The sequence below is a fragment of the Bacterioplanoides pacificum genome (assembly GCF_042648445.1).
GTDB classification, from domain to species: Bacteria; Pseudomonadota; Gammaproteobacteria; order Pseudomonadales; family Oceanobacteraceae; genus Bacterioplanoides; species Bacterioplanoides pacificum.
Genome location: NZ_JBHRYB010000013.1, coordinates 171,679 through 191,132 on the forward strand (window position 1 = coordinate 171,679; position 19,454 = coordinate 191,132).

The following is a 19,454-nucleotide window of genomic DNA, read 5'->3' on the forward strand; positions in this document are numbered from 1 at the left end:
CCGGAAAATTACTGCAAGCACTTGATTCTTAAACAAAAAAGCCCTTACTTCGGGGAAGTAAGGGCTGTGCTTAGCGACACTCTTGGTTATTTCGCTACTACGTCAATAATACGCTGTTTGACGTAACGGCCCGGAGCGTCCTCAATGACGGCCAGTTTGCCGGAACCCGGCTGCCGTACTTCTACCATCTCCATATCGCCTTGCTGTAATACCCACTGTTGCCAGTCGAGCCACCAGGAACCTTCGTGGTTTGTGCTTCCCTGGTACCACTCTTCCGGGGTATCGGCCAGCTTTTCATTCGTCCAGTAACCGTATTTATTGGCCTCCGGCGGGTTAACAATACCGGCAATATGACCAGAACCACCTAACACAAAGCGATTATTGCCGCCCAGCACTCTGGCACCGGTGTAGGTTGTCTGCCATAAGGCAATATGATCCTGAGCCGTGGAGATAAAATACCCGGGGACCTTAACGCTGCCGAGATCAATCGTCACACCATCCAGCTCCAGTGCATCTTTTTCAATCAGCAGATTATTCAGGTACATATTACGTAAATAATAGGAGTGCATGGTAGCCGGCAGATTAGTACTGTCGGTATTCCAGTACAATAAATCAAATGCAGCCGGGCGTTCGCCTTTCAGGTAATTATTAATAAAGAACGACCAGAACAGATCGTTTTCACGCAGGGTATTAAAACTGAACGCCATCTGACGACCGTCATAATAACCCAGAGCATCCATCTGCTTCTCCAGAGCGGCAATGGCAGTTTCGTTAATAAACACACCAATTTCACCCGGACTGGAAAAGTCCATCAGAGTCGCCATAAATGTGGCTGACTTAATGCTCTCTTTTTTCTTTTTCTTCTGATAAGCCAGCGTCGCTGACAATAACGTGCCACCCAGACAATAACCAATGGCATTTACTTCTTTTTCACCGGTCGCCTGCTCGATCGCCTCAATGGCGGCTTGCGGACCTTCCAGTAAATAGTCGGCAAAACCTTTATTACGCAATGATGGTCCCGGGTTTACCCAGGAAATAACAAACACGGTATGTCCCTGATCCACCAGCCATTTAATAAATGAGTTTTTCTCGCGCATATCGAGAATATAAAATTTATTAATAAAAGGCGGAATCACCAGCAGCGGGCGTTTAAACGTTTGCTGAGTGGTTGGGGTGTACTGAATAAGCTGCATCAGATCATTCTGATACACCACTTTACCTGGGGTGGTCGCCAGATTGCGGCCAACCTGAAACGCACTGGTATCTGTCATGGCAACATTTAATGCACCACTGACACTGGTTTCCAGATCTTCCAGCAGCTGCTCCATACCGGCAACCAGGTTAGAACCGCCGGTTTCCATGGTTTTACGAATGACTTCCGGATTCAGACCAGCAAAGTTGGTTGGTGATAGCGCATTAATATACTGCCGCACCAGATATTCAACTTTCTGCCGCGAGTGATCACTTAATCCGTCCGTTTCATGCACCATTTTCATCAGCGTTTTGCCCTGTAACAGGTAAAGCTGCTTGATGTAATCAAACAATGGGTTGTCAGACCACTGCGCATCATTAAAGCGGCGATCCCCCCGTTCAGGAATGATAACGGGTTCAACCTCCTGACCGAGAAAACGCAGTGCGGTTTTCTGAAACAGCTCCTGCTGCTGTTTAACCAGCTCCATCTGATCAGCCAGCACTTTTTCCGGACGGGTAATCATGGCTTCACCCAGTTCGCGGAACGACTCACTGAAGTCTGTCAGCACCGAAGCCGCCGGGTCTTCTGCTGACGTCGACTGCTTCGCCATTTTTTCCCATAAGCGACCATAATGCTCAGCGGCCTGACCCGCCATGTCAAAAAAGTCTCTGATCGCCGTGTCCATGTTTTCCGTGGGCAAACCCTTCATACTCCACCTTTTCCGTAATTGACAGAATATTAAACCCGACCTTTTTCAGGCCCTAAAAAGGCCACCGAGACCGGTTAAGATCAGGGTGGCCCAATTTAAAAAAACCGAGGTTTAAGAAGCTTTGGTTTTAGCCGCTGGCTTAGCAGCCGTTGTGGTGGTTGCAGCGGCAGAAGAACGAGCTTCTTCCATCAGTGTCTCAACCTGGGTTTTAAAATCCATCGCCATGTCAGACAGGGCTTTTGCATCATCCATGATTTTTTTGTTCAGAGAGCTGGCAACTTCTGCCTGACTGGCGGTGAACGCACGCATAGATTCTGCATCTTTCACGTCTGACGCTTTTTTCATCTGATCCAGACCCAGGTCCGCGTATGACTTAATAGCGTTCAGTTGGAACTCAGTCATTTTTTCCATGTTATCAACAACCAGAGTGTTGAATTTAGACATGGGTGCGTACATGGTTTTGGCTTGTTCGGCGAAAGCGTTAAGAATGTTTTCTTGCATGGTTTTGCTCCTTCAAAGGTCTTATGGCCGTAGTGGTAATCACATACTAAGTGAATTTATCTTACAGTTACATGACATCTGCCACTGAAAGTAACGCTTTATTGATTAAAATCAGTCCTTGTTCTGAGACTTCGGGAACAAAGGTAACAATAAAAAAATTAACTGGAAATTCCTGCGTTATATGCTAACTGTCAGACTTGTCACTTTTCGTGCCAGACATCATGGAAAACATCATTTCCTGAAACTGCCCCATGGCATTCATACCCTCCTTCATCATCGGCTGATACAAGGACAACGGATCATAACCCTCCTCTCCGGCCTGCATTTTTTCGACCATTTGGTTAAATATTTCCTGCTGTAAGGTCTTTACATCCGGCAAACCCAACACCTGGCGGAATTCGTCGGGTGTCATATCAAAGGTCACATTTATTTTCATAATTTTTCCCTATTAAGTTAGGGCCAGTTAACAGGCACCAAGAAATTTTCACGCCCGGATCACTCATGGTCACGCAGCCCGGTTAATGTCAGCAACAATGCCACCATGGCAACAATAGCACTGCATAAAAACACCAGTGATCCGCTTGTTGCTTGCCATAGCTGACCACTGGCCGCTGCTCCAAGAGCACTCCCCAGGCCGAAACCAATACTGGAGTACAATGCCTGGCCCCGCGCCTGACTGCCAGGCGAAAAATAATTCTGCACGTAACGCATCGCCACAGCGTGCATCACGCCAAAACTGAAAGCGTGGAGCAGCTGGGCAACAACCAGCCACATCCAGTGGCCAACATACGTCGCGATCAGCCACCAGCGAATGGCTGTCAGCAACAGACTTAACACAATCCAGTTACGCCAGCTCAGCGTCGCCATGACACGGTAAAATTGCCAGAATAAAATCACTTCGGCAAATACCCCTAACGACCATAACAAACCGGTTTCGGTTTTATTGTAACCATTGTCCTGCAGGTAAATACTGAAGAAGGTGTAATACGCACCATGGCTGATTTGTAACAGGATGCTGATCAGAATAAACACCACAACCGGACGCTGGCACGCTTCTTTTAAAAAGCTCCGCTGGCTACTGACATGACCATCCCGGCGATAATCGGCGGCCCGGAACAACAGGCTGTTAAGCACAATCAGCAGCATTGTCAGCAGCATGACCAGTGGTAACCAACCCACACTCACCACATCAAACAGCAGGCCCAGCAACAGGACGATAACAATAAAGCCAACCGACCCCCATAAACGGATACGCGAATATTCATCGATGCGATTTTTCAGCGCCTGCATGGTAATAGCTTCGTACTGAGGCAACATGGCAGCCCAGAAAAAACCATAAGCTAACATCACCAACAGCATGCCGCTGAAGCTATCCACCAGCCATACCAGACTGAAACACAGCGCCGTCAGCAACCCGGCCACACGCACCATAATAATTGGCGACGAAAAATAGCCGGCCCACCAGGCCCATAGATTAGGAGCGATAACCCGCACCACAGCCAGCGACGCCATCAGAGTACCGATTTGTCCGGCCGAAAACTGGCGTTGCTGCAGGAACAGCCCCCAGAATGGTGCGACACACCCCAGCAGGGAAAAATAGAAAAAATAAAAAGAAGACAGGCGGCGATGCGGAACGCCCGAAACAGAGTGTTCAGTCATCGCCGGAAAAGGGTTATTCAGAGGCTTGTGCGGCAATCACCGGGGTGTCGCAATGCACATCGGCATTCTGCCCGCGGTGCCGCAATAAATGATCCGTCAGCACAATAGCCATCATAGCTTCAGCAATGGGGGTCGCCCGGATGCCGACACACGGGTCATGACGGCCTTTGGTTACCACCTCGATCGGCTGACCGTCGCTGTCAATCGAGCGACCGGGGATGGTAATACTCGATGTCGGCTTCAGTGCCAGATGGGCAATAATGTCCTGCCCGGTGGAAATACCACCAACAATACCACCGGCATGATTCGTTAAAAATCCATCCGGTGTCATTTCGTCGCGGTGCTCTGTTCCTTTCTGCTCGATGCAATCAAAGCCATCACCAATCTCCACCCCTTTCACCGCATTAATGCTCATCAGGGCATGAGCCAGCTCAGCATCCAGGCGGTCAAAAATCGGCTCTCCCAGCCCTGGCAATAAACCGCTGGCCACCACACTGATTCTGGCACCCACGGAGTTACACTCCTTGCGCAGCGCGTTCATGTAATCTTCCATATCGGCCACTTTACTGGCATCCGGGCAGAAGAACGGATTATTGCGCACTTCACTCCAGTCAAACTGAGCGTTATCTATTTTTATGGGTCCCAGTTGCGACAAATAACCCCGCACCTCAATACCTTTGGCGGCCAGTACTTTTTTGGCAATGGCACCGGCAGCAACCCGCATTGCCGTTTCCCGCGCCGATGAACGGCCACCGCCACGATAATCACGGAAACCGTACTTCTGGGTGTAGCCGTAGTCGGCATGAGCCGGACGGAAGGTTTTAGCAATATTGGAATAATCTTTTGAACGCTGGTCGGTGTTTTCGATCAGCAAACCAATCGGCGTACCGGTCGTTTTGCCTTCGAACACACCCGACAGGATTTTCACCTGATCCGGCTCCCGTCGCTGGGTCGTGAACTTCGACGTGCCGGGCTTACGCAAATCAAGGTCCGCCTGCAGGTCGGCTTCTGTCAGCTCAATTCCTGGCGGGCAACCATCAACGATGGCACCTAACGCCAGGCCATGGCTTTCACCAAAGGTGGTCACGGTAAAACTTTTACCAAAGGTATTTCCAGACATACTTCTATCTACTCATTTCAAATCAGGTTATCGGCACTCAGCAGGCCTGTTATAACGTGTCTAAATCGGCAGCCTTTAACACAAATACCCCATGGCCACCGCGCTCAAACTCCTGCCACTGAAACGGCAGTTGCGGATAAGCCGCCGCCAGTGCCGGCCAGCTGTTACCCACTTCAACCACCAGCACTCCGTCGTCCGTCAGGTATTGGCGCGCCTGTTTAAGCAGCACGTGCACCAGGTCCAGGCCATCATCACCGGCAGCCAGCGCCAGCTCTGGTTCATGATGAAACTCATCGGGCAAACACGCCATATCATCGGCGTCGACATAAGGTGGATTAGAAACAATCAGATCATAACGGCCGCTGGCCGCAGAAAATAAATCCGACTGCAGCGCCATTACCCGGTCATCAACCTCCAGCCGCTGAATATTGGCCTCTGCCACAGCCAGCGCATCAAACGACAAATCCAGTAATTCCACCTGCGCCTGAGGAAACTGCATCGCACAGGCAATGCCAATACAACCACTGCCGGTGCACAAATCGAGAATGCGCTGCGGCTGATCACTCAGCCAGGGGCGGAACTGTTGCTCAATCAACTCAGCGATCGGTGAACGCGGAATCAAGACCCGCTCATCAACCAGATATGGCAGGCCACAATACCAGGCTTCACCGACCAGGTAAGGCGCCGGAACACGTTCTTCGATACGGCGGCGTACCAGCGTGGTAATCGCCTGACGTTCATCCCGCGTCAGGCGGCAATCACGCCACTGATCCGCCTGATTCCAGGCCAGATCTAATGCATGGGTCACCAGCAGCACCGCATCATCCTGAGGATTATCCGTGCCATGACCAAAATAAATTCCGCTGGCAGTCATCCGGCTGATCGCCCAGCGCACCATATCCTGCAGGGTTAATAATTCGTCAATCGCTTGCTGGCTTTGCTGCGCCAGGGATAAAGGCTGTAATGCAGTCACGCGTTATCCTGTTTGGTCAATAAGCCGGAATTGCCCGGTTCAAAAGCGCGATAGTGTACCCTGTTTCCCCTAACGTCGCAGCAACCCTTCGCCGTACAGACTGCTGCTGCCCTGCTCAAACGCATCCAGCGCATTGGCGGCAATATGCTGGCCCAGACGGATCATTTCATCGGCGCGATAAAACTCGTAAAACTCGCAACACTCCGCCGGCATACGAATCAATAACTCAGGTGGATAACCGGCTGTTTTAAAGCCCGATAAAGACGCCTGCATCACCTCAAACATCTGGTTAAGAATTTCCAGTTTGCCAAGGTTTTCATGAGCAACATCCTCTGGCTTTTTGCGACTGTTATCCCATTTATCCAGTAATTGCCCCGCTTTATCCAGCGCATTGCTGACCACGGTGTTAAACCAGTCATTTTTTTGCTCTTCGCTGGGCTGAGGTTCCGGCATAAAATCATCCGGCATCGGCACATCACAGTTCAGATCAACCGCCATTATAAAATCCGCATGCGCCGATACACAGGGCGTAATCGGCAGCGGATTAAGCACCCCGCCGTCCACCAGCATACGATTCCCCGACATCACCGGTGTTAATAAACTGGGGATAGCAGCCGATGCCCGAATTGCATCATGCAGGGAGCCATTCTGAAACCAGATTTCTTTTTTATGGGTAAGATCGGTAGCCACCGCCGTAAAAGGAATGTCCAGCTCTTCAATCTGCACCCCGTTGAGCATACCGGATAAAATATTAAACACCCGGTCACCACGGATGGCACCATTAGACAACAAACTGAAATCTACCAGTTTAAGCACCTCGAGATAACTCAGGCTATTAACCCACTGGCGCAGCTCTTCGAGTTTACCGGCAGCAAAAAAGCCACCCACAATAGCCCCCATCGAACAGCCGGAAATCGACACAATGCGGTAGCCGCGACGCTGCAGCTCATCAATCACACCAAAATGGGTATAACCCCGGGCACCACCGCTGCCGAGGCACAAAGCAACGGTTTTTGCCGGCGGCTGGGGTTGCTCACAACGCGCTTCCCGGACGGCAATATCCGGGCTTTTATGCTGATCGTTCATAATAGTCCTTAACGCTGAGGCCAGAAAACGTAGCGCAACGCCGGCGCAACACCGTCATCCGGTGCCGCCGTTAACGCCCCCTGACCTAATATATTCAGTTCGCTTTCACCATCAAACGTCGCAACCCGCAACTGCTGAGCCAGGCGCTCAGAACAACGCAGATTATTCGCCATATCACTGGCATCGTAACAATGGACCATCAGGTATAAACGGCGCTTATCCCGCCCCGGCAGTGATTTAAGCACGTTAAGCAGAGCCTGACTCTGCGACTGGTCCAACGAGCCTTCATTGACCACCAGTCCCGGCAACCAACCGTAATGCTGGCGTAACGCGGCACTGATTGACTGCTCACTGACCACTTGCCGACTGACCGTTTCAGCGGTCATCAGCCGATCAAGGGCCACATAAACCTGGCGAGAGACGCGCTGTACCACATACGCCACCCAGACTTCAGTCTGGCCATCCGCTGTCGGGCGCTGCCCGACCCAATAACGCTGATTAGCTTCCCGTCCAACCAGCCGGCCATTGTCAAAGACCTGGTTCGCCCAGAAATGGCTGCTGCCACAATCTAACCCGACACACTGATAGAGCAGATTCAGCTGCTTAAACTGGCGATCAAAAAACGCCCCCACCTCATCCAGAGAGAAACTGTCATCAACAGCCCAATAACGACGCCAGAGCTGCCCGCTCAGGCGCCGCTCCTGTTCGCCATAAGTTTTGGCTCCGGTGCGTTTCAGCTCAGACAACACCAGACGGTAATGCCCGGGAGCTGAGCGTTTTTCCTCCACCAGCTGTGACGACGGAAATGGTTCAATCTGGCGCGACTGGGCCGCAGTCGCCGCCAGGCTGACCCCTAAAGCAATAAACACCAGCAGGCGCATAGGTTTTTCCTTACCGTTCAGGAACTAAAAGACACAGTCTGTCATCAATCATACGGGCTGCCTATACTGTCAGACCCGGTTGCCACCGCAGATTATTATGGAGATTAACATGGCTCAACCCAAATGCCCCGAATGCCAGTGTCAGGGAATCGATCACATCGTATCCAAAGCCGCAAATGAAACGGCCAAAAACGGCACGCCCTGGTTTTATGTGGTGCATTGTGATCAGTGCGGATATGTCTATAACATCATCAGCAAACACACCTTTTCTGCCAACCAGTCGCCACTGGTGATGCCGGATTTACGCCGCTGATTTTGCTACACTGTGGCGTTTCACAGTTGATCGTCACAAGCGAGTTGTTATGTTGTTCTCCCCCGGGCTGCGCCGTACGCTGGTTGCCTGTTGTTTTTTTCTGCCATTAACCGCCTGCCAGCTGCTGCCGGCGAAATCCGGCGATAACGAACCACAACAGACGTTCAGCGCAGAGCAGCAGCAACAGGCCAATACGACAGCCAGCGACGTATTTGCCGATTACAGCAGCTGGCAACTGGAAAACAGCCCGATACTGGCCAGTCGCCTGGGGATTCAGGGGCAGTTCGGCTGGGACGATCTGTCGCCGGAAGCCCAGGACAAACGCAGTGCCGATCTTCAGGTGTTGCGTAACCGCCTGAAAGCCATCGATGAGGCGGCATTAACCCCACAAAACCAGGCCAGTTACCAGACACTGCTCAATCAGCTGGAATTTGACCTGTTGCGTGTACCACTCAACCTGCTGGCAGACCCTCTGGCTGAAAACAATAACCTGCTTTTTCAGGTTGACGATATTCTGCTGAATCACCATCCACTGCGGAATATAGAAGACGCTCACGATTACATCAGCCGGATTGAAGCCTTACCACAGCTGATGCAACGCTGGCAGGAACAACTGCAACAACGGCAGCAGTCCGGCTATCCGTTATTGCAAAGCAGTCTGAGTGACAATCTGGCCTTAGCACGCCAGCATCAGCAACAGGCACGTCAGGGCGAAGGCTTGCTGTGGCAGGATTTCAACACCAAACTGGCAGCTCTGACGTTATACCCCTCCAGTGAAAAAATTCTGCTCAGCAAAATGCGCAAAGCCCTGCAACGCCAGGCAGCCGGTGCGTATGGCAATATTGCCGCCGAACTGCAACGCCAGCTGAACAGCGCCAGTGCTCACACCGCCTTACTGGAACACAATCAGGGCATGCGGTATTACCAGTTGCTGCTGAACTTTCACGCCCAGACCGAACTCGATGCCAGCCAGCTGTTTCAACAAACTGAACAACAAGGTGCCGACCTGATCCAGCAGTTACTGGACCAGGCCCGGCTGCTCGGTTTCAGCACAGCAAACAAATCAGTCAGTGAGCAACTGGCCGACTTTTTTGCCTGGTTGCCACAACAGACATCACAGGATCCGTTACTGCAGCCACCGTCACAGCCAACCGACTACCAACGCGATACACTGCAACAGCTGGCAGCTCAACTGCCTTTCCATTTTACCCTGCTGCCCGCTTCAGCTCTGGCCATCAACCGCCTCAGTGGCCGCACTTCCTGGCCTCAACCGGCATTTACGTATCAGCCGGGCTTTAACGGCCAGGCCGCATTACTGAACTGGCGACCACAACTCAGCCAGGCATTCAGCCGCGCTGACATGATTCTCAGTAACGCAGCTTATGCGGTGCCGGGCTTACATCTGCAATACGCACTGGCGCAGGAAAATGATGACCTTCCCGATTTTCGCAGCCAGCCCTACCTGGGTCACTTTAACCCCGGTTGGAGGTTATATGCCCAACAGCTGACCTCGGTATTCGATACCAGCAACCCCTGGCTGCGCCTAGCGGTCAGACTGAAACTGCTGCAGGCCGCCAGCCTGGCAGCCACCGACCTTGGTATTCATGCAAAAGGCTGGAACCGCCTGCAGGCGCTGGACTATCTGACACGTCAGGGTGGACTGAGCGAGACACAGGCGCAGCACCAGGTCACCCGGCTGCTGCAACAACCGGCCATGGCCGTGGCTCGCTGGTCAGGGTTTCAGCAATTACAACAACTGCACATCCGCACCGAACTGGCCTTTAAAAAGCAGGGAATGGTTTTTGATGACGCGGCGTTTCACAGCACGTTATTACGTCAGGGGGCCGTGCCCGTCACGGTAGCCGGCCAGTTGTTAGATCAGTGGGTGGCAGAACAGGCAGAGATAGCCCGGCAGCGCGCCAGCAGCAAAGAACAAACCTCAGAAGCGCAGCCGTAAACCAAATTGCGTATACACATCATCGCCCGGGCGGGAAACAACCCGGGTACCGCTGGCATCGTCAGCGGTCAGAGTGCGCAACCGGGTCTGACCGAGTTCCGCCACCAGCCATAACCGGCTGCGCCAGTGAAATTCGCCTCCGACCCCGGCCCGCCAGTTACGGTAACTGACGCTGGACACAGCGTCCTGCCCCTTAATCTCTTCACGCCAGACACCGCCAGCCGGGCGGATATGCAGGTACGCCGTAAAATCGCGGCCCCAGCGGCTGCGCACCTGAGTACGCGGAAATCCCAGCGACACCCGGGTTGCCGGGCTTAACTGCCAGGAATACATCAGTGCCGGACGTGGTGAATAATCGCCAAAAGCCCGGTCGAGTACCACCCCGAACTGCCAGTAGGCCTGTTTGTCGGAGCGCCGGCCGAGTGCCACATACCGTCGTGCCAACAGCTCCAGGTTCAGCCCCACGGACTCCGAGTTCAGGCTGTTCAGGTCGGTCATCAGGCCAGCTTCAGCATTAACCAGAAATGCCGTGTTATGGCTGCGCTGCTGCTGGTACCGAAGCGGCAGCGACAGCCAGAAATAATCACTCTGGGCGGCGCTGGTGCCCGTCAGTTCAAACCGGGTCTGATCAAGATGCAGATAACTGTGCAGCTGCTCACTGCCCTGTTTCTGCTGCGCCAGCGGTAACGTCAGGCTGATCTGGCGACTGGCAAACTCACTACCGGCACCGTCATCCGGTGAGCCGGGACCTTCGCTGGACAGCAGCACAGCGGCCGACCAGGCCGGTGACAGCGGCAGCAACATCAATATCAGAAACAATCGTCGGGCATACTTTGTCATAGTCGGCACTCACAGAGTCAACACGGCAGCTGAGCGGCATTAAAAGGCACTGCTGACATCACCATAACTGGCCATAGCGCCGGTTCGGGATTCGCTGTTACGCACCTTGTCCAGCGTTTCCAGCACCTCAGCAACGTTTTCGAAACCGTTAATGATATCGGCTGGGGCACCGTTTTCTTTCAGGGTTTCAGTATAGTCGCTGACATACGCCAGAGCCTGCTGCTCCTGCTGGCGCTTATGCGCCGTCAGCGGCGCATTCATTGATTCAATAACAGCCAGCAGCGATAGCGCCTGCTGACGCTCTTCGCCAGCCGGTTGAGTCAGGATATAGTCATTCAGAAAATGGCTGGCTTCGGTAACGGCAGATACCTGTTGTTGCTGAGCGGCACTGCCGCCCAGCTGACGAAATTCATCACCGGAAATCAGGCCATCCTGAAAAAGACGCTGGGTCAGTGCCGGGATCTGATCGGAGCGAATGGTGCCGGAGAAGAAGTCGGCGGCAATTTTGTCCAGCTTCTGTGCCCGGGCAGACAAAGACACCCGGTCCCGGGTCTGAGCATCGAGGCGGTCAATAAAACGGTCGGAATGCCATTCGGTCGCCGTTTCGCCACTGCGGCTGGTGCCGCCGGCACTGCTGGCCGGCGCCGCTTCGGTGGTGCTGTTGTGTGTCTCGTTGGCGCCACTGGTGTGCACTGCAGAGGCTGTCGCTGAAATATCCATAGCCGCTCCCTGAAAGCTGACGTGTGGGCGCAGCTAACTGCGCGGTTAGCAGCAAGCCAGCAAAAGCCGGGCCAGGCAGACAATGAGCGTATTAACAGCAAGCCAGAGGGAGAAAAGGCATCGGCAGCGGCAATCTCTGTCCCGTCAGGCAACAGCGCTTGCCGCCCGACAAGATTATTGCGACTCCGGCCGGCGACTGGTACGAGTGATGTGCCGCTTAACCCGGTGTACCCCAAAATACACCGCTCCCAGCACCAGCGGCAGCGCCACACCTTTAAACAGATCGGAATTAACGGTATCGATGCCTGCGGCTTTAACGCCGTCGAAGCCAATGCCAAGTAACGCCAGGATGTAATAACCGATGGCCACCACCGATAACCCCTCGACCGTTTGCTGCAACCGTAACTGCAGCTGACTGCGGCGGTTCATCGACGACAATAACGTCTGATTCTGTTCCTGAATCGATAATTCAACCCGGGTGCGCAACATGCTGGTGGTACGGTGGATGCGCCGTGATAAATCTTCCAGCCGGTCACGTACTGAATTACAGGTTTTAATACCCGGAGTTAAACGCCGTTCAAGAAACTCCCGCAAACTCTGCACGCCGTTAATCGGAGTTTCCCGCAACTGGTCGAGGCGGTCATGGACCAGATCGTGGTAAGCCACCGACGCGGCAAAACGGAAATTGGTATTGGAGCGATGACGCTCAACGTCCGCCGCCAGCATAGATAATTCCTGCAGCAGGATGCGTTCATCTTTATCGTCGTCATCAATGTCTGAAATGCTTTCGTTCAGCCGCGCCAGACCCTCTTCGATGCGCCCCAAGTCACTGCCCAGCTCACGCGCCACCGGCAACGCCATCAGCGACATCAGCCGATAGGTCTCCAGCTCAAACAAACGCTGCACCAGACGTCCGGTCTGATACGGCGTCAGCCCCTGATTACAGGTTACGATGCGTCCGAAACCATCGTTGTGCAGTTTAAACGCGGTCCAGACCTGGGCCTTTTCATCAGCAACCTGACAACCGGCCGCCCGCTGACCTTCAAACCAGTGGTGCAGATCCTTACCTTCCGGCAGCTGATCAACCACCGCCATCTGTACCGCCACCACCAGTTCACCCGGGATACTGGCCAGCCAGTCTTTGGGAATAAAGTTCAGCGCATCCGGTGAAAACGGTTCCACATCCGGACAAATAAACGTGAAGTTAGAAAATTCCAGGTGGCGCTCCCAGCGCAATTCAAAGCCACCAAAATCCTGATACAAACAGGACGACTCAGGCCCCGGCGCCGGTACACAAAAGCGTTTGCACAAATCCACCACGTGGTTATGCAACGCTTCGCGGTTATCGTTCAGCAACACAGTAAAATGAGCGACCTGACAATTACCATGAATAATAGGAGACGGCCGGTTGTGCAGCTCTTCATACAAAGCTGAACGCCACGGGTGCACCTTTAGTGTCAGCGATGAAGCACCGATGTCCGGGCTCTGATCCTGGTGAGTCACATCCGCGTGAGTTTCCTGAATAGATTTGTTCATGAAACCTGATCCTGAAAAATTTCGCGGCATTTTAGCCACATTTCTTTACATAAGGCCAGCAACAGCTTGCTCTAATGCTGCCTGCTGCCCCTGCTGTAGCTGTTTCAGCCAACGCTGCAGTGCCGCATCATCGGTGCGGATCTGGTTCAGCTGAGCCACAGTCTGGTCCTGCACCAGTGCCGCCAGAGTGAGCGCCTGAAGGTCCGCAATCCAACAGAGTTCGCCCTGCTCGGATATTTTCAGCCAGCCCTGTTGGCCAGCCAGTGCGGTAAATTGCTCCAGAGTTGCTGCATGGCAGTGTTTCAGCTGCTGCTGCAACTGCACCAGCGTCAGCGGCTCACCCTGCTGCTGCGCAGCCAGTAACGTGCGCAACGCCTGCAACCGCACCACCAGCGGTTGGCGATCATGGCCACGCTGCTGTACATGACCAATGCCAAAGCTGAGTTCTGCACCAAAAATTAACAGGTTCCAGCTGAAATACATCCACAGCAAAAACAGCGGTACCGCCGCAAACGCGCCATAAATCAGCTGGTACGATGGAAACAGCCCCATCAGCCGAGCAAACGCGTATTTCGCCAGTTCAAACAGACTGGCAACCAATAATGCAGCCACCAGCGCATGCCGCCAGGGCACCCGACAGTTCGGTACCAGCATATACAGGCACAACAACGCCAGCACACTGATTCCCCAGGGAACCAGCCGGGCAATGCCCGGAACCTGAGCGGCGGTATCCGTCCATAGCGGGGCAGAGGCCAATAACGACGACGCCGCAAAAGCCAGCCCGAACAATAACGGCCCGAGGCTGAGCACCGCCCAATAACGCAGAAACACCTGAATCCCGGAGCGCGGCTGGCTGACGTTCCAGATGCGGTTAAACTGCGCTTCGATGGTACGCAACAACATAAAAGCGGTGACAAACAAAAACACCACCCCAACCCAGGTCAGTTGTCGCGCCTGCTGGCTGAACTCGGTTAAATACGCCGATATCGCCTGACTGCCCTCCGGCATAACATAAGCCAGCAACTGCTCATTCGCCTGGTTGCCCCATTGCTGCAATGCCGGTATCGCGCTGAGAATGGAATAACTGACGGTGATCACAGGTACCAGCGCAAATAACGTGGTGTAAGTTAACGCGGCGGCATCCCGCCTGCGCTGCTGAGCTTCAAAGCGCTGCAGACTGACCAGGATGACCTGCAGCCAGCGCTGTGAACGTATCAATTCGGGCAAAACGGATTTCATGCTCGTCCCTGAGAGTGAGGTTTAATAACGTCGGCAATGATATACTGCCCGCCAGTTTTTTCATCGACAGGATGCTTCAGCATGAGCGAAATTCAGATTTACCACAATCCTCGTTGTTCCAAATCCCGCCAGACGCTGGCATTGCTGCAGGAAAAAGGCATCGAACCTCAGGTGGTGGAATACCTGAAGCAGGTACCATCAGCAGCCGATATTCAATCACTGCTGAAAAAACTCGGCATCAGTGCGCGTGAATTATTACGCAGCAAAGAAGATGCCTATAAAGAACACAACCTGGCCGACGCCAGCCTGAGCGACGACGATATCATCAGCGCCATGATCGCTTCACCGAAACTGATCGAACGTCCGATCGTTGTAAATGGTGATCAGGCCCGTATTGGCCGCCCACCGGAGCAGGTGCTGGAGATCATCTGATGAGCGACGCGTATGTGTTAGTGCTGTATTACAGCCGCCACGGCAAAACCGCCGATATGGCACGGCAGATCGCCCGGGGCGTGGAACAGGTCAGCGGTATGCAGGCCCGTATCCGCACCGTGCCCGAGGTATCGCCGGCAACCGAAGCCAGTGATCCTGTGGTACCGGAAGACGGCGCCATCTATTGCAGCCAGGACGACCTGAAACACTGTGCCGGTCTGATCATCGGTAGCCCGACCCGGTTTGGAAATATGGCCGCCGCGCTGAAATATTTCCTCGAAACCACCACCAATCAGTGGCTGACCGGTGCCCTGATCGATAAACCAGCCAGCGCATTCACCTCTTCATCATCACTGCATGGCGGCCAAGAAGCCACACTGATGACCATGCTGGTACCACTGTTGCATCACGGCATGATTTACGCCGGCATTCCCTACAGCGAAGCGGGTTTATCAGCAACTCAGAGTGGTGGCACACCTTACGGCGCCAGTCACTGGTCGGGCCAGAATAATCAGCACGATCTCAGCCGCGAAGAAATTGCTCTGTGCCGGGCACAGGGCAAACGTATTGCATCCCTGGCGCAACGACTGAATGGAGAAAACCCATGACGGCGGCAGAAAGTAACCATACCGGCAAAGCATTTTCTTTTATGCTCAGCAGCTACCTGGTAACCGCCATCATCCTGCTCGTTTCGACGTTTGATAATCCGCCACAAAATATCGAATCGACACTGATGTTTATTGTTGCCGGCCTCGGCATCTGGCTGTTTAAAGTTTTACCTTTATTGCTGTTTATTCCGGGCCTGTTGCGACGTTCGCACAAAGCATCGGCCTGGCTGAGTTATATGTCGATGCTGTATTTCATTCTGGCGGTATTATTAGCCTTTACTCCGGGGGCCTCTCTGTGGGGCTGGGGACTGGTATTGGCCAGCAGCAGTTTATTTATCAGCAGCATGTTGTTTACCCGCTGGAAAAAAGCGGATCAGCAACCAACCGATTAACCCTTTAAAAAACAGGATCTGAGCGTGAAATTATCCGTGTATTTATCTGGAGAAATTCATACTGACTGGCGTGAAGCCATCGCCAACGGTGTACAACAAGCCGGTCTTGAGGTTGAACTCACCGGCCCTAACACCAATCATGCAGCCTCTGATGATTGTGGCGATGAGATACTCGGTGCCGAAGACACACCGTTCTGGAAAGACCATAAAGCCGCCAAAATTAACGCTCTGCGCACCCGCAAACTGATTGCTGATGCGGATATTGTGGTTGTGCGTTTTGGTGATAAATACAAACAGTGGAATGCGGCGTTCGATGCCGGTTATGCCGCAGCGCTGGGCAAGTCACTGATCGTACAACACGACCCTTCGCTGACCCACCCGCTGAAAGAAGTGGATGCCGCCGCCATGGCGACCTGCGAAACACCACAGCAGGTGGTGGAAATTCTGCAATATATCAACCGCGACCAATAATTGCGGCCCCACGCTTGCGGCGACTGCCTGGCAGCGCCGCAAACACTCAGGGTTATTAATCGTCGTCTTCCCAATCACCATCGGTACTGTCATCGGCAATTTCGGTGACCACCAGCTCACCACATTTCTGACATTTTCCTTCGATATAAATCACCTCGTCCAGCTCGTATTCCTGCGGCTCTTTCATCCCCAGGTCTGCTTCCATACAGTTGTTGCACCAGGTCTGGGTAAGAAAATCCTGCTGATCCTGTTCATCGCGGGCATAAAAATCGCGTTCAATACGTGACATAGCGGTTACTCCTAATGTTGCCTTTGTTAACGGCGGCACTGTTACAAATCTATGGCATATCGCCATGAAAACTCCGGGGTTTATTCTAATCTTAATACCAAAGGCTGAACAGCCCGACCCAACCAGCACCCGGATCGCCTATGAAAGTCAAACACCAGGTTATTGCCACCGTCACAATAACCGCTATCATCGCCGCACTTGCCGCAATCCTGATCAGCTACAGCATTGCCGAAAGCACCTCCAGCGAAAATGCTGAAAAAGAAGTGGTCGACAGCCTGATCAGCCGGCGGGATATCACCCGTAAATCGATCGAACGTTATCTGACCTCACTTCAGTCTCAGATTGTATCGCTGGCTAAAAGTCCGCTGATCCGGCAATCAAGTCAGCAACTGCAGCAGGCTTTTAACGACTACCCGACTCAGGTGGTGGGTGGCGAGGGTCAGCTCAGCCGTTATTATCGCGATCAGTTTGACGCCCGTTTTCGCGAATTGAATCAGAATACATCCTCCGACCCGGAGCGTTTACTGAATAAAGTGAGTGATACCGGCCGTTTATTACAACGCGATTATATTGCCGCCAACCGCCACCCACTGGGCGAAAAAAATCAGTTATCAGCCAGCAACAATGATTCTGATTACGATCAGCTACACCAGCAATTGCACCCTTACCTGAATGATTTTCTGCAAAAATTCGGCTATTACGATATTTTTATTGCCGACCCACAGCAGGGCAATATCGTTTATTCGGTGTTTAAAGAACTGGATTTTGCCACGTCATTAAAAAGTGGTCCTTATGCCAACACCGCCATTGCCGACGTTTATCGCCAGGCACTGAGCCTGCCCGAAGGCCAGGCAGCGTTTGCCGACTTTAAACCGTATTTGCCATCCTATGGCGCTGCCGCTGCGTTTATCGCCACCCCTGTTTTTAATCAAAACACTCTCAGCGGTGTGCTGATTTTTCAGATGCCGATCGACAAAATTAACGCCATCATGACCAATGATCAGCAATGGCAGGAAGTTGGTTTTGGCAGCAGTGGTGAAAGTTATCTGGTTGGCAGCGATACGTTATTACGCAGTGAAAGCCGCTTTTTAATTGAAAATAAATCCGCCTACCTGACGGGCCTGAAAAATGCCGGACTCGATTCACAGCTGATTCGGGAAATCGAGTTACGTAACAGCGCCATTGGCATTCAACCGATTTCTACCAGCACGGTGAAACTGGCTTTAAATGGCCAGTCTGGCAACGACACCATAACCGATTATCGCGGTGTCGAGGTGTTGTCAGCCTATACTCCGATCGAGTTTCTTGGCAGCCGCTGGGCACTGATCAGCGAAAAAGACGCGGCCGAAGCGTTTGCCGGGGTAGAACAAATGACCAGCCGTATGACACAAAGCGCTCTGCTACTGGCCGTGGTGATTATTGTTGTGGTTGCCGGGGTTGGCGTCTGGATTGGTGGACGGGTGACCGCCCCGATTGATTCATTTATCCAGCAAATCCGCACCATCGCCCGAGAACGTCAGCTCAGCGCCCAGTTCCGCGACCAGGGCAACGATGAATTTGCGGAACTTGGCCAGGCATTAAATCAGCTGTTCAGCCAGTTATCGGATTTTTTCCGTCATATGCAGCAAACCGCTGAAACCCTGAGTCGCAACTCGACCCTGATGAAAGACACAACTGCCCGCACAGCTGATCAGGTACACCAGCAAAATGCGGAAGTAAATTCGGCCGCCACCGCCACCACAGAAGTCAGCGCTTCTGTTGCCGAAGTCGCCGGACATGCCGAGCTGGCTTCCGAAAGTATGCGCAACACCCGCTCGCGGGTAAAAGACAGTCAGGCGATGTCTCGCGAAGCACGTCAGACCATGTATCAGCTGAGTGAAAATATGCACACCGCCATCACCAATATGGAACAACTGGAACAGGAAAGTCAGGGGATTGGTGCCGTACTCGATGTGATTCAGACCATTGCCGAGCAAACGAATTTATTAGCATTAAACGCCGCCATCGAAGCCGCCCGGGCCGGCGAACAAGGACGCGGTTTTGCCGTCGTGGCCGATGAAGTTCGCACTCTGGCCAGCCGTACGGCTCAGAGCACCGATGAAATCCGCGATAAAATTCAATCGCTGCAGAATCAGGTCAGTGCCGTACAGCAGTCGATGTTAAGTTCCCACGGTGAAACCCAGAACACCATGGAGAAAGTGGAAAGCACCGCCAATCAGATGGATGAGGTATCCGCTCTGATCGACCAGGTCGAAGAAATGAGTGCCCAGATCGCTACTGCTGCCGAGGAGCAAAGTGCCGTGACCAGTGAAATCGATCGTAATGTCACCCACGTAAAAGATCTGTCGGATGGCATTCTGGAAGCCGCCTCCCAGATCCAGAACGCCAGCGGTGAACTTGATCAGGTGGCTTCTGATATCACACAACAAATAGGCCAGTTCCGTTATTAAAGTCAGCGCCGGCTCAGGCGCAGCCGCTCTGTGACACTGACGGGCGGTTGTGTCGCCCGCCAGCACTTATAACACTGGCAGAGACC

Annotated in this window: 20 protein-coding genes; 7 read left to right on the forward strand and 13 right to left on the reverse strand. The window is 53.0% G+C overall.

All coding sequences use genetic code 11. The features are described from left to right. Positions 1 to 86 precede the first annotated feature (86 nt). The 8 genes from phaC to ACFOMG_RS12010 form a co-directional block, all read right to left on the reverse strand. On the reverse strand, positions 87 to 1,901 hold the full coding sequence (phaC, locus tag ACFOMG_RS11975; protein WP_376866914.1) for a class I poly(R)-hydroxyalkanoic acid synthase: 1,815 nt from the start codon (positions 1,899 to 1,901) through the stop codon (positions 87 to 89). A 111-nt stretch (positions 1,902 to 2,012) separates the two neighbouring features. Then, a complete protein-coding gene (locus tag ACFOMG_RS11980) occupies positions 2,013 to 2,402 on the reverse strand; it encodes a phasin family protein (RefSeq protein ID WP_376866915.1) in 390 nt (129 codons plus the stop codon). A gap of 184 nt (positions 2,403 to 2,586) precedes the next feature. Then, positions 2,587 to 2,838 (reverse strand): DUF6489 family protein, encoded by a 252-nt coding sequence (locus ACFOMG_RS11985; RefSeq protein ID WP_376866916.1) that lies wholly within the window; start codon positions 2,836 to 2,838, stop codon positions 2,587 to 2,589. Between the two features lie 59 nt (positions 2,839 to 2,897). Next, the gene (locus tag ACFOMG_RS11990; protein ID WP_376866917.1) at positions 2,898 to 4,061 is read right to left on the reverse strand and encodes an MFS transporter; all 1,164 of its coding nucleotides are present in this window, start codon (positions 4,059 to 4,061) and stop codon (positions 2,898 to 2,900) included. 13 nt (positions 4,062 to 4,074) lie between these two features. After that, entirely contained in the window at positions 4,075 to 5,181 is a 1,107-nt protein-coding gene (aroC, locus tag ACFOMG_RS11995; RefSeq protein WP_376866918.1) for a chorismate synthase, read from the reverse strand. Between the two features lie 49 nt (positions 5,182 to 5,230). Further along, complete coding sequence (gene prmB, locus ACFOMG_RS12000; RefSeq protein ID WP_376866919.1) at positions 5,231 to 6,154, reverse strand: 50S ribosomal protein L3 N(5)-glutamine methyltransferase; 924 nt, start codon at positions 6,152 to 6,154, stop codon at positions 5,231 to 5,233. Positions 6,155 to 6,223: 69 nt separating this feature from the next. Beyond that, entirely contained in the window at positions 6,224 to 7,240 is a 1,017-nt protein-coding gene (locus tag ACFOMG_RS12005; protein ID WP_376866920.1) for a patatin-like phospholipase family protein, read from the reverse strand. An 8-nt stretch (positions 7,241 to 7,248) separates the two neighbouring features. After that, entirely contained in the window at positions 7,249 to 8,121 is an 873-nt protein-coding gene (locus ACFOMG_RS12010) for a DUF4892 domain-containing protein (protein ID WP_376866921.1), read from the reverse strand. A 109-nt stretch (positions 8,122 to 8,230) separates the two neighbouring features. Here ACFOMG_RS12010 and ACFOMG_RS12015 point away from each other — a divergent pair, with 109 nt between their 5' ends. Both ACFOMG_RS12015 and ACFOMG_RS12020 read left to right on the forward strand, forming a co-directional pair. Further along, the gene (locus ACFOMG_RS12015) at positions 8,231 to 8,434 is read left to right on the forward strand and encodes a transcriptional regulator (protein WP_376866922.1); all 204 of its coding nucleotides are present in this window, start codon (positions 8,231 to 8,233) and stop codon (positions 8,432 to 8,434) included. A 49-nt stretch (positions 8,435 to 8,483) separates the two neighbouring features. After that, on the forward strand, positions 8,484 to 10,391 hold the full coding sequence (locus ACFOMG_RS12020; protein WP_376866923.1) for a DUF885 domain-containing protein: 1,908 nt from the start codon (positions 8,484 to 8,486) through the stop codon (positions 10,389 to 10,391). Here ACFOMG_RS12020 and ACFOMG_RS12025 read toward each other — a convergent pair. The 4 genes from ACFOMG_RS12025 to ACFOMG_RS12040 all read right to left on the reverse strand — a co-directional run bounded on the left by ACFOMG_RS12025 (position 10,374) and on the right by ACFOMG_RS12040 (position 14,726). Beyond that, positions 10,374 to 11,231 carry a DUF6268 family outer membrane beta-barrel protein gene (locus tag ACFOMG_RS12025; protein WP_376866924.1) on the reverse strand — a complete coding sequence of 286 codons (858 nt, stop codon included), beginning with the start codon at positions 11,229 to 11,231 and terminating at the stop codon, positions 10,374 to 10,376. The genes ACFOMG_RS12020 and ACFOMG_RS12025 overlap by 18 nt on opposite strands. Before the next feature lie 39 nt (positions 11,232 to 11,270). Further along, positions 11,271 to 11,951, reverse strand: a complete 681-nt coding sequence (locus ACFOMG_RS12030; RefSeq protein ID WP_376866925.1) for a hypothetical protein — start codon at positions 11,949 to 11,951, stop codon at positions 11,271 to 11,273. 174 nt (positions 11,952 to 12,125) lie between these two features. Further along, positions 12,126 to 13,487: a DUF3422 family protein gene (locus ACFOMG_RS12035; protein WP_376866926.1), complete on the reverse strand. Its 1,362-nt coding sequence runs from the start codon at positions 13,485 to 13,487 to the stop codon at positions 12,126 to 12,128. Positions 13,488 to 13,532: 45 nt separating this feature from the next. Further along, positions 13,533 to 14,726 carry a YihY family inner membrane protein gene (locus ACFOMG_RS12040; RefSeq protein ID WP_376866927.1) on the reverse strand — a complete coding sequence of 398 codons (1,194 nt, stop codon included), beginning with the start codon at positions 14,724 to 14,726 and terminating at the stop codon, positions 13,533 to 13,535. An 81-nt stretch (positions 14,727 to 14,807) separates the two neighbouring features. Here ACFOMG_RS12040 and arsC point away from each other — a divergent pair, with 81 nt between their 5' ends. From arsC to ACFOMG_RS12060, 4 genes are read left to right on the forward strand one after another with little or no spacing between them, the layout of a single operon-like run. Next, positions 14,808 to 15,158 (forward strand): arsenate reductase (glutaredoxin), encoded by a 351-nt coding sequence (arsC, locus tag ACFOMG_RS12045; RefSeq protein WP_376866928.1) that lies wholly within the window; start codon positions 14,808 to 14,810, stop codon positions 15,156 to 15,158. Further along, the gene (wrbA, locus tag ACFOMG_RS12050; RefSeq protein ID WP_376866929.1) at positions 15,158 to 15,766 is read left to right on the forward strand and encodes an NAD(P)H:quinone oxidoreductase; all 609 of its coding nucleotides are present in this window, start codon (positions 15,158 to 15,160) and stop codon (positions 15,764 to 15,766) included. The genes arsC and wrbA overlap by 1 nt, the downstream gene beginning before the upstream one ends. Then, the gene (locus tag ACFOMG_RS12055; protein ID WP_376866930.1) at positions 15,763 to 16,158 is read left to right on the forward strand and encodes a DUF2069 domain-containing protein; all 396 of its coding nucleotides are present in this window, start codon (positions 15,763 to 15,765) and stop codon (positions 16,156 to 16,158) included. Before wrbA ends, ACFOMG_RS12055 begins: the two co-directional genes overlap by 4 nt. A gap of 24 nt (positions 16,159 to 16,182) precedes the next feature. Beyond that, positions 16,183 to 16,629, forward strand: coding sequence for a YtoQ family protein (locus ACFOMG_RS12060; RefSeq protein WP_376866931.1), 447 nt, complete (start codon positions 16,183 to 16,185; stop codon positions 16,627 to 16,629). Positions 16,630 to 16,684: 55 nt separating this feature from the next. Here the strand turns inward: ACFOMG_RS12060 and ACFOMG_RS12065 are convergent, their stop codons facing one another. Beyond that, entirely contained in the window at positions 16,685 to 16,918 is a 234-nt protein-coding gene (locus tag ACFOMG_RS12065; RefSeq protein WP_376866932.1) for a hypothetical protein, read from the reverse strand. A 140-nt stretch (positions 16,919 to 17,058) separates the two neighbouring features. On the opposite strand from ACFOMG_RS12065, the gene ACFOMG_RS12070 reads away from it, so the two are divergent. Continuing rightward, positions 17,059 to 19,368, forward strand: coding sequence for a methyl-accepting chemotaxis protein (locus ACFOMG_RS12070; RefSeq protein ID WP_376866934.1), 2,310 nt, complete (start codon positions 17,059 to 17,061; stop codon positions 19,366 to 19,368). The last annotated feature ends 86 nt before the right edge of the window (positions 19,369 to 19,454 follow it).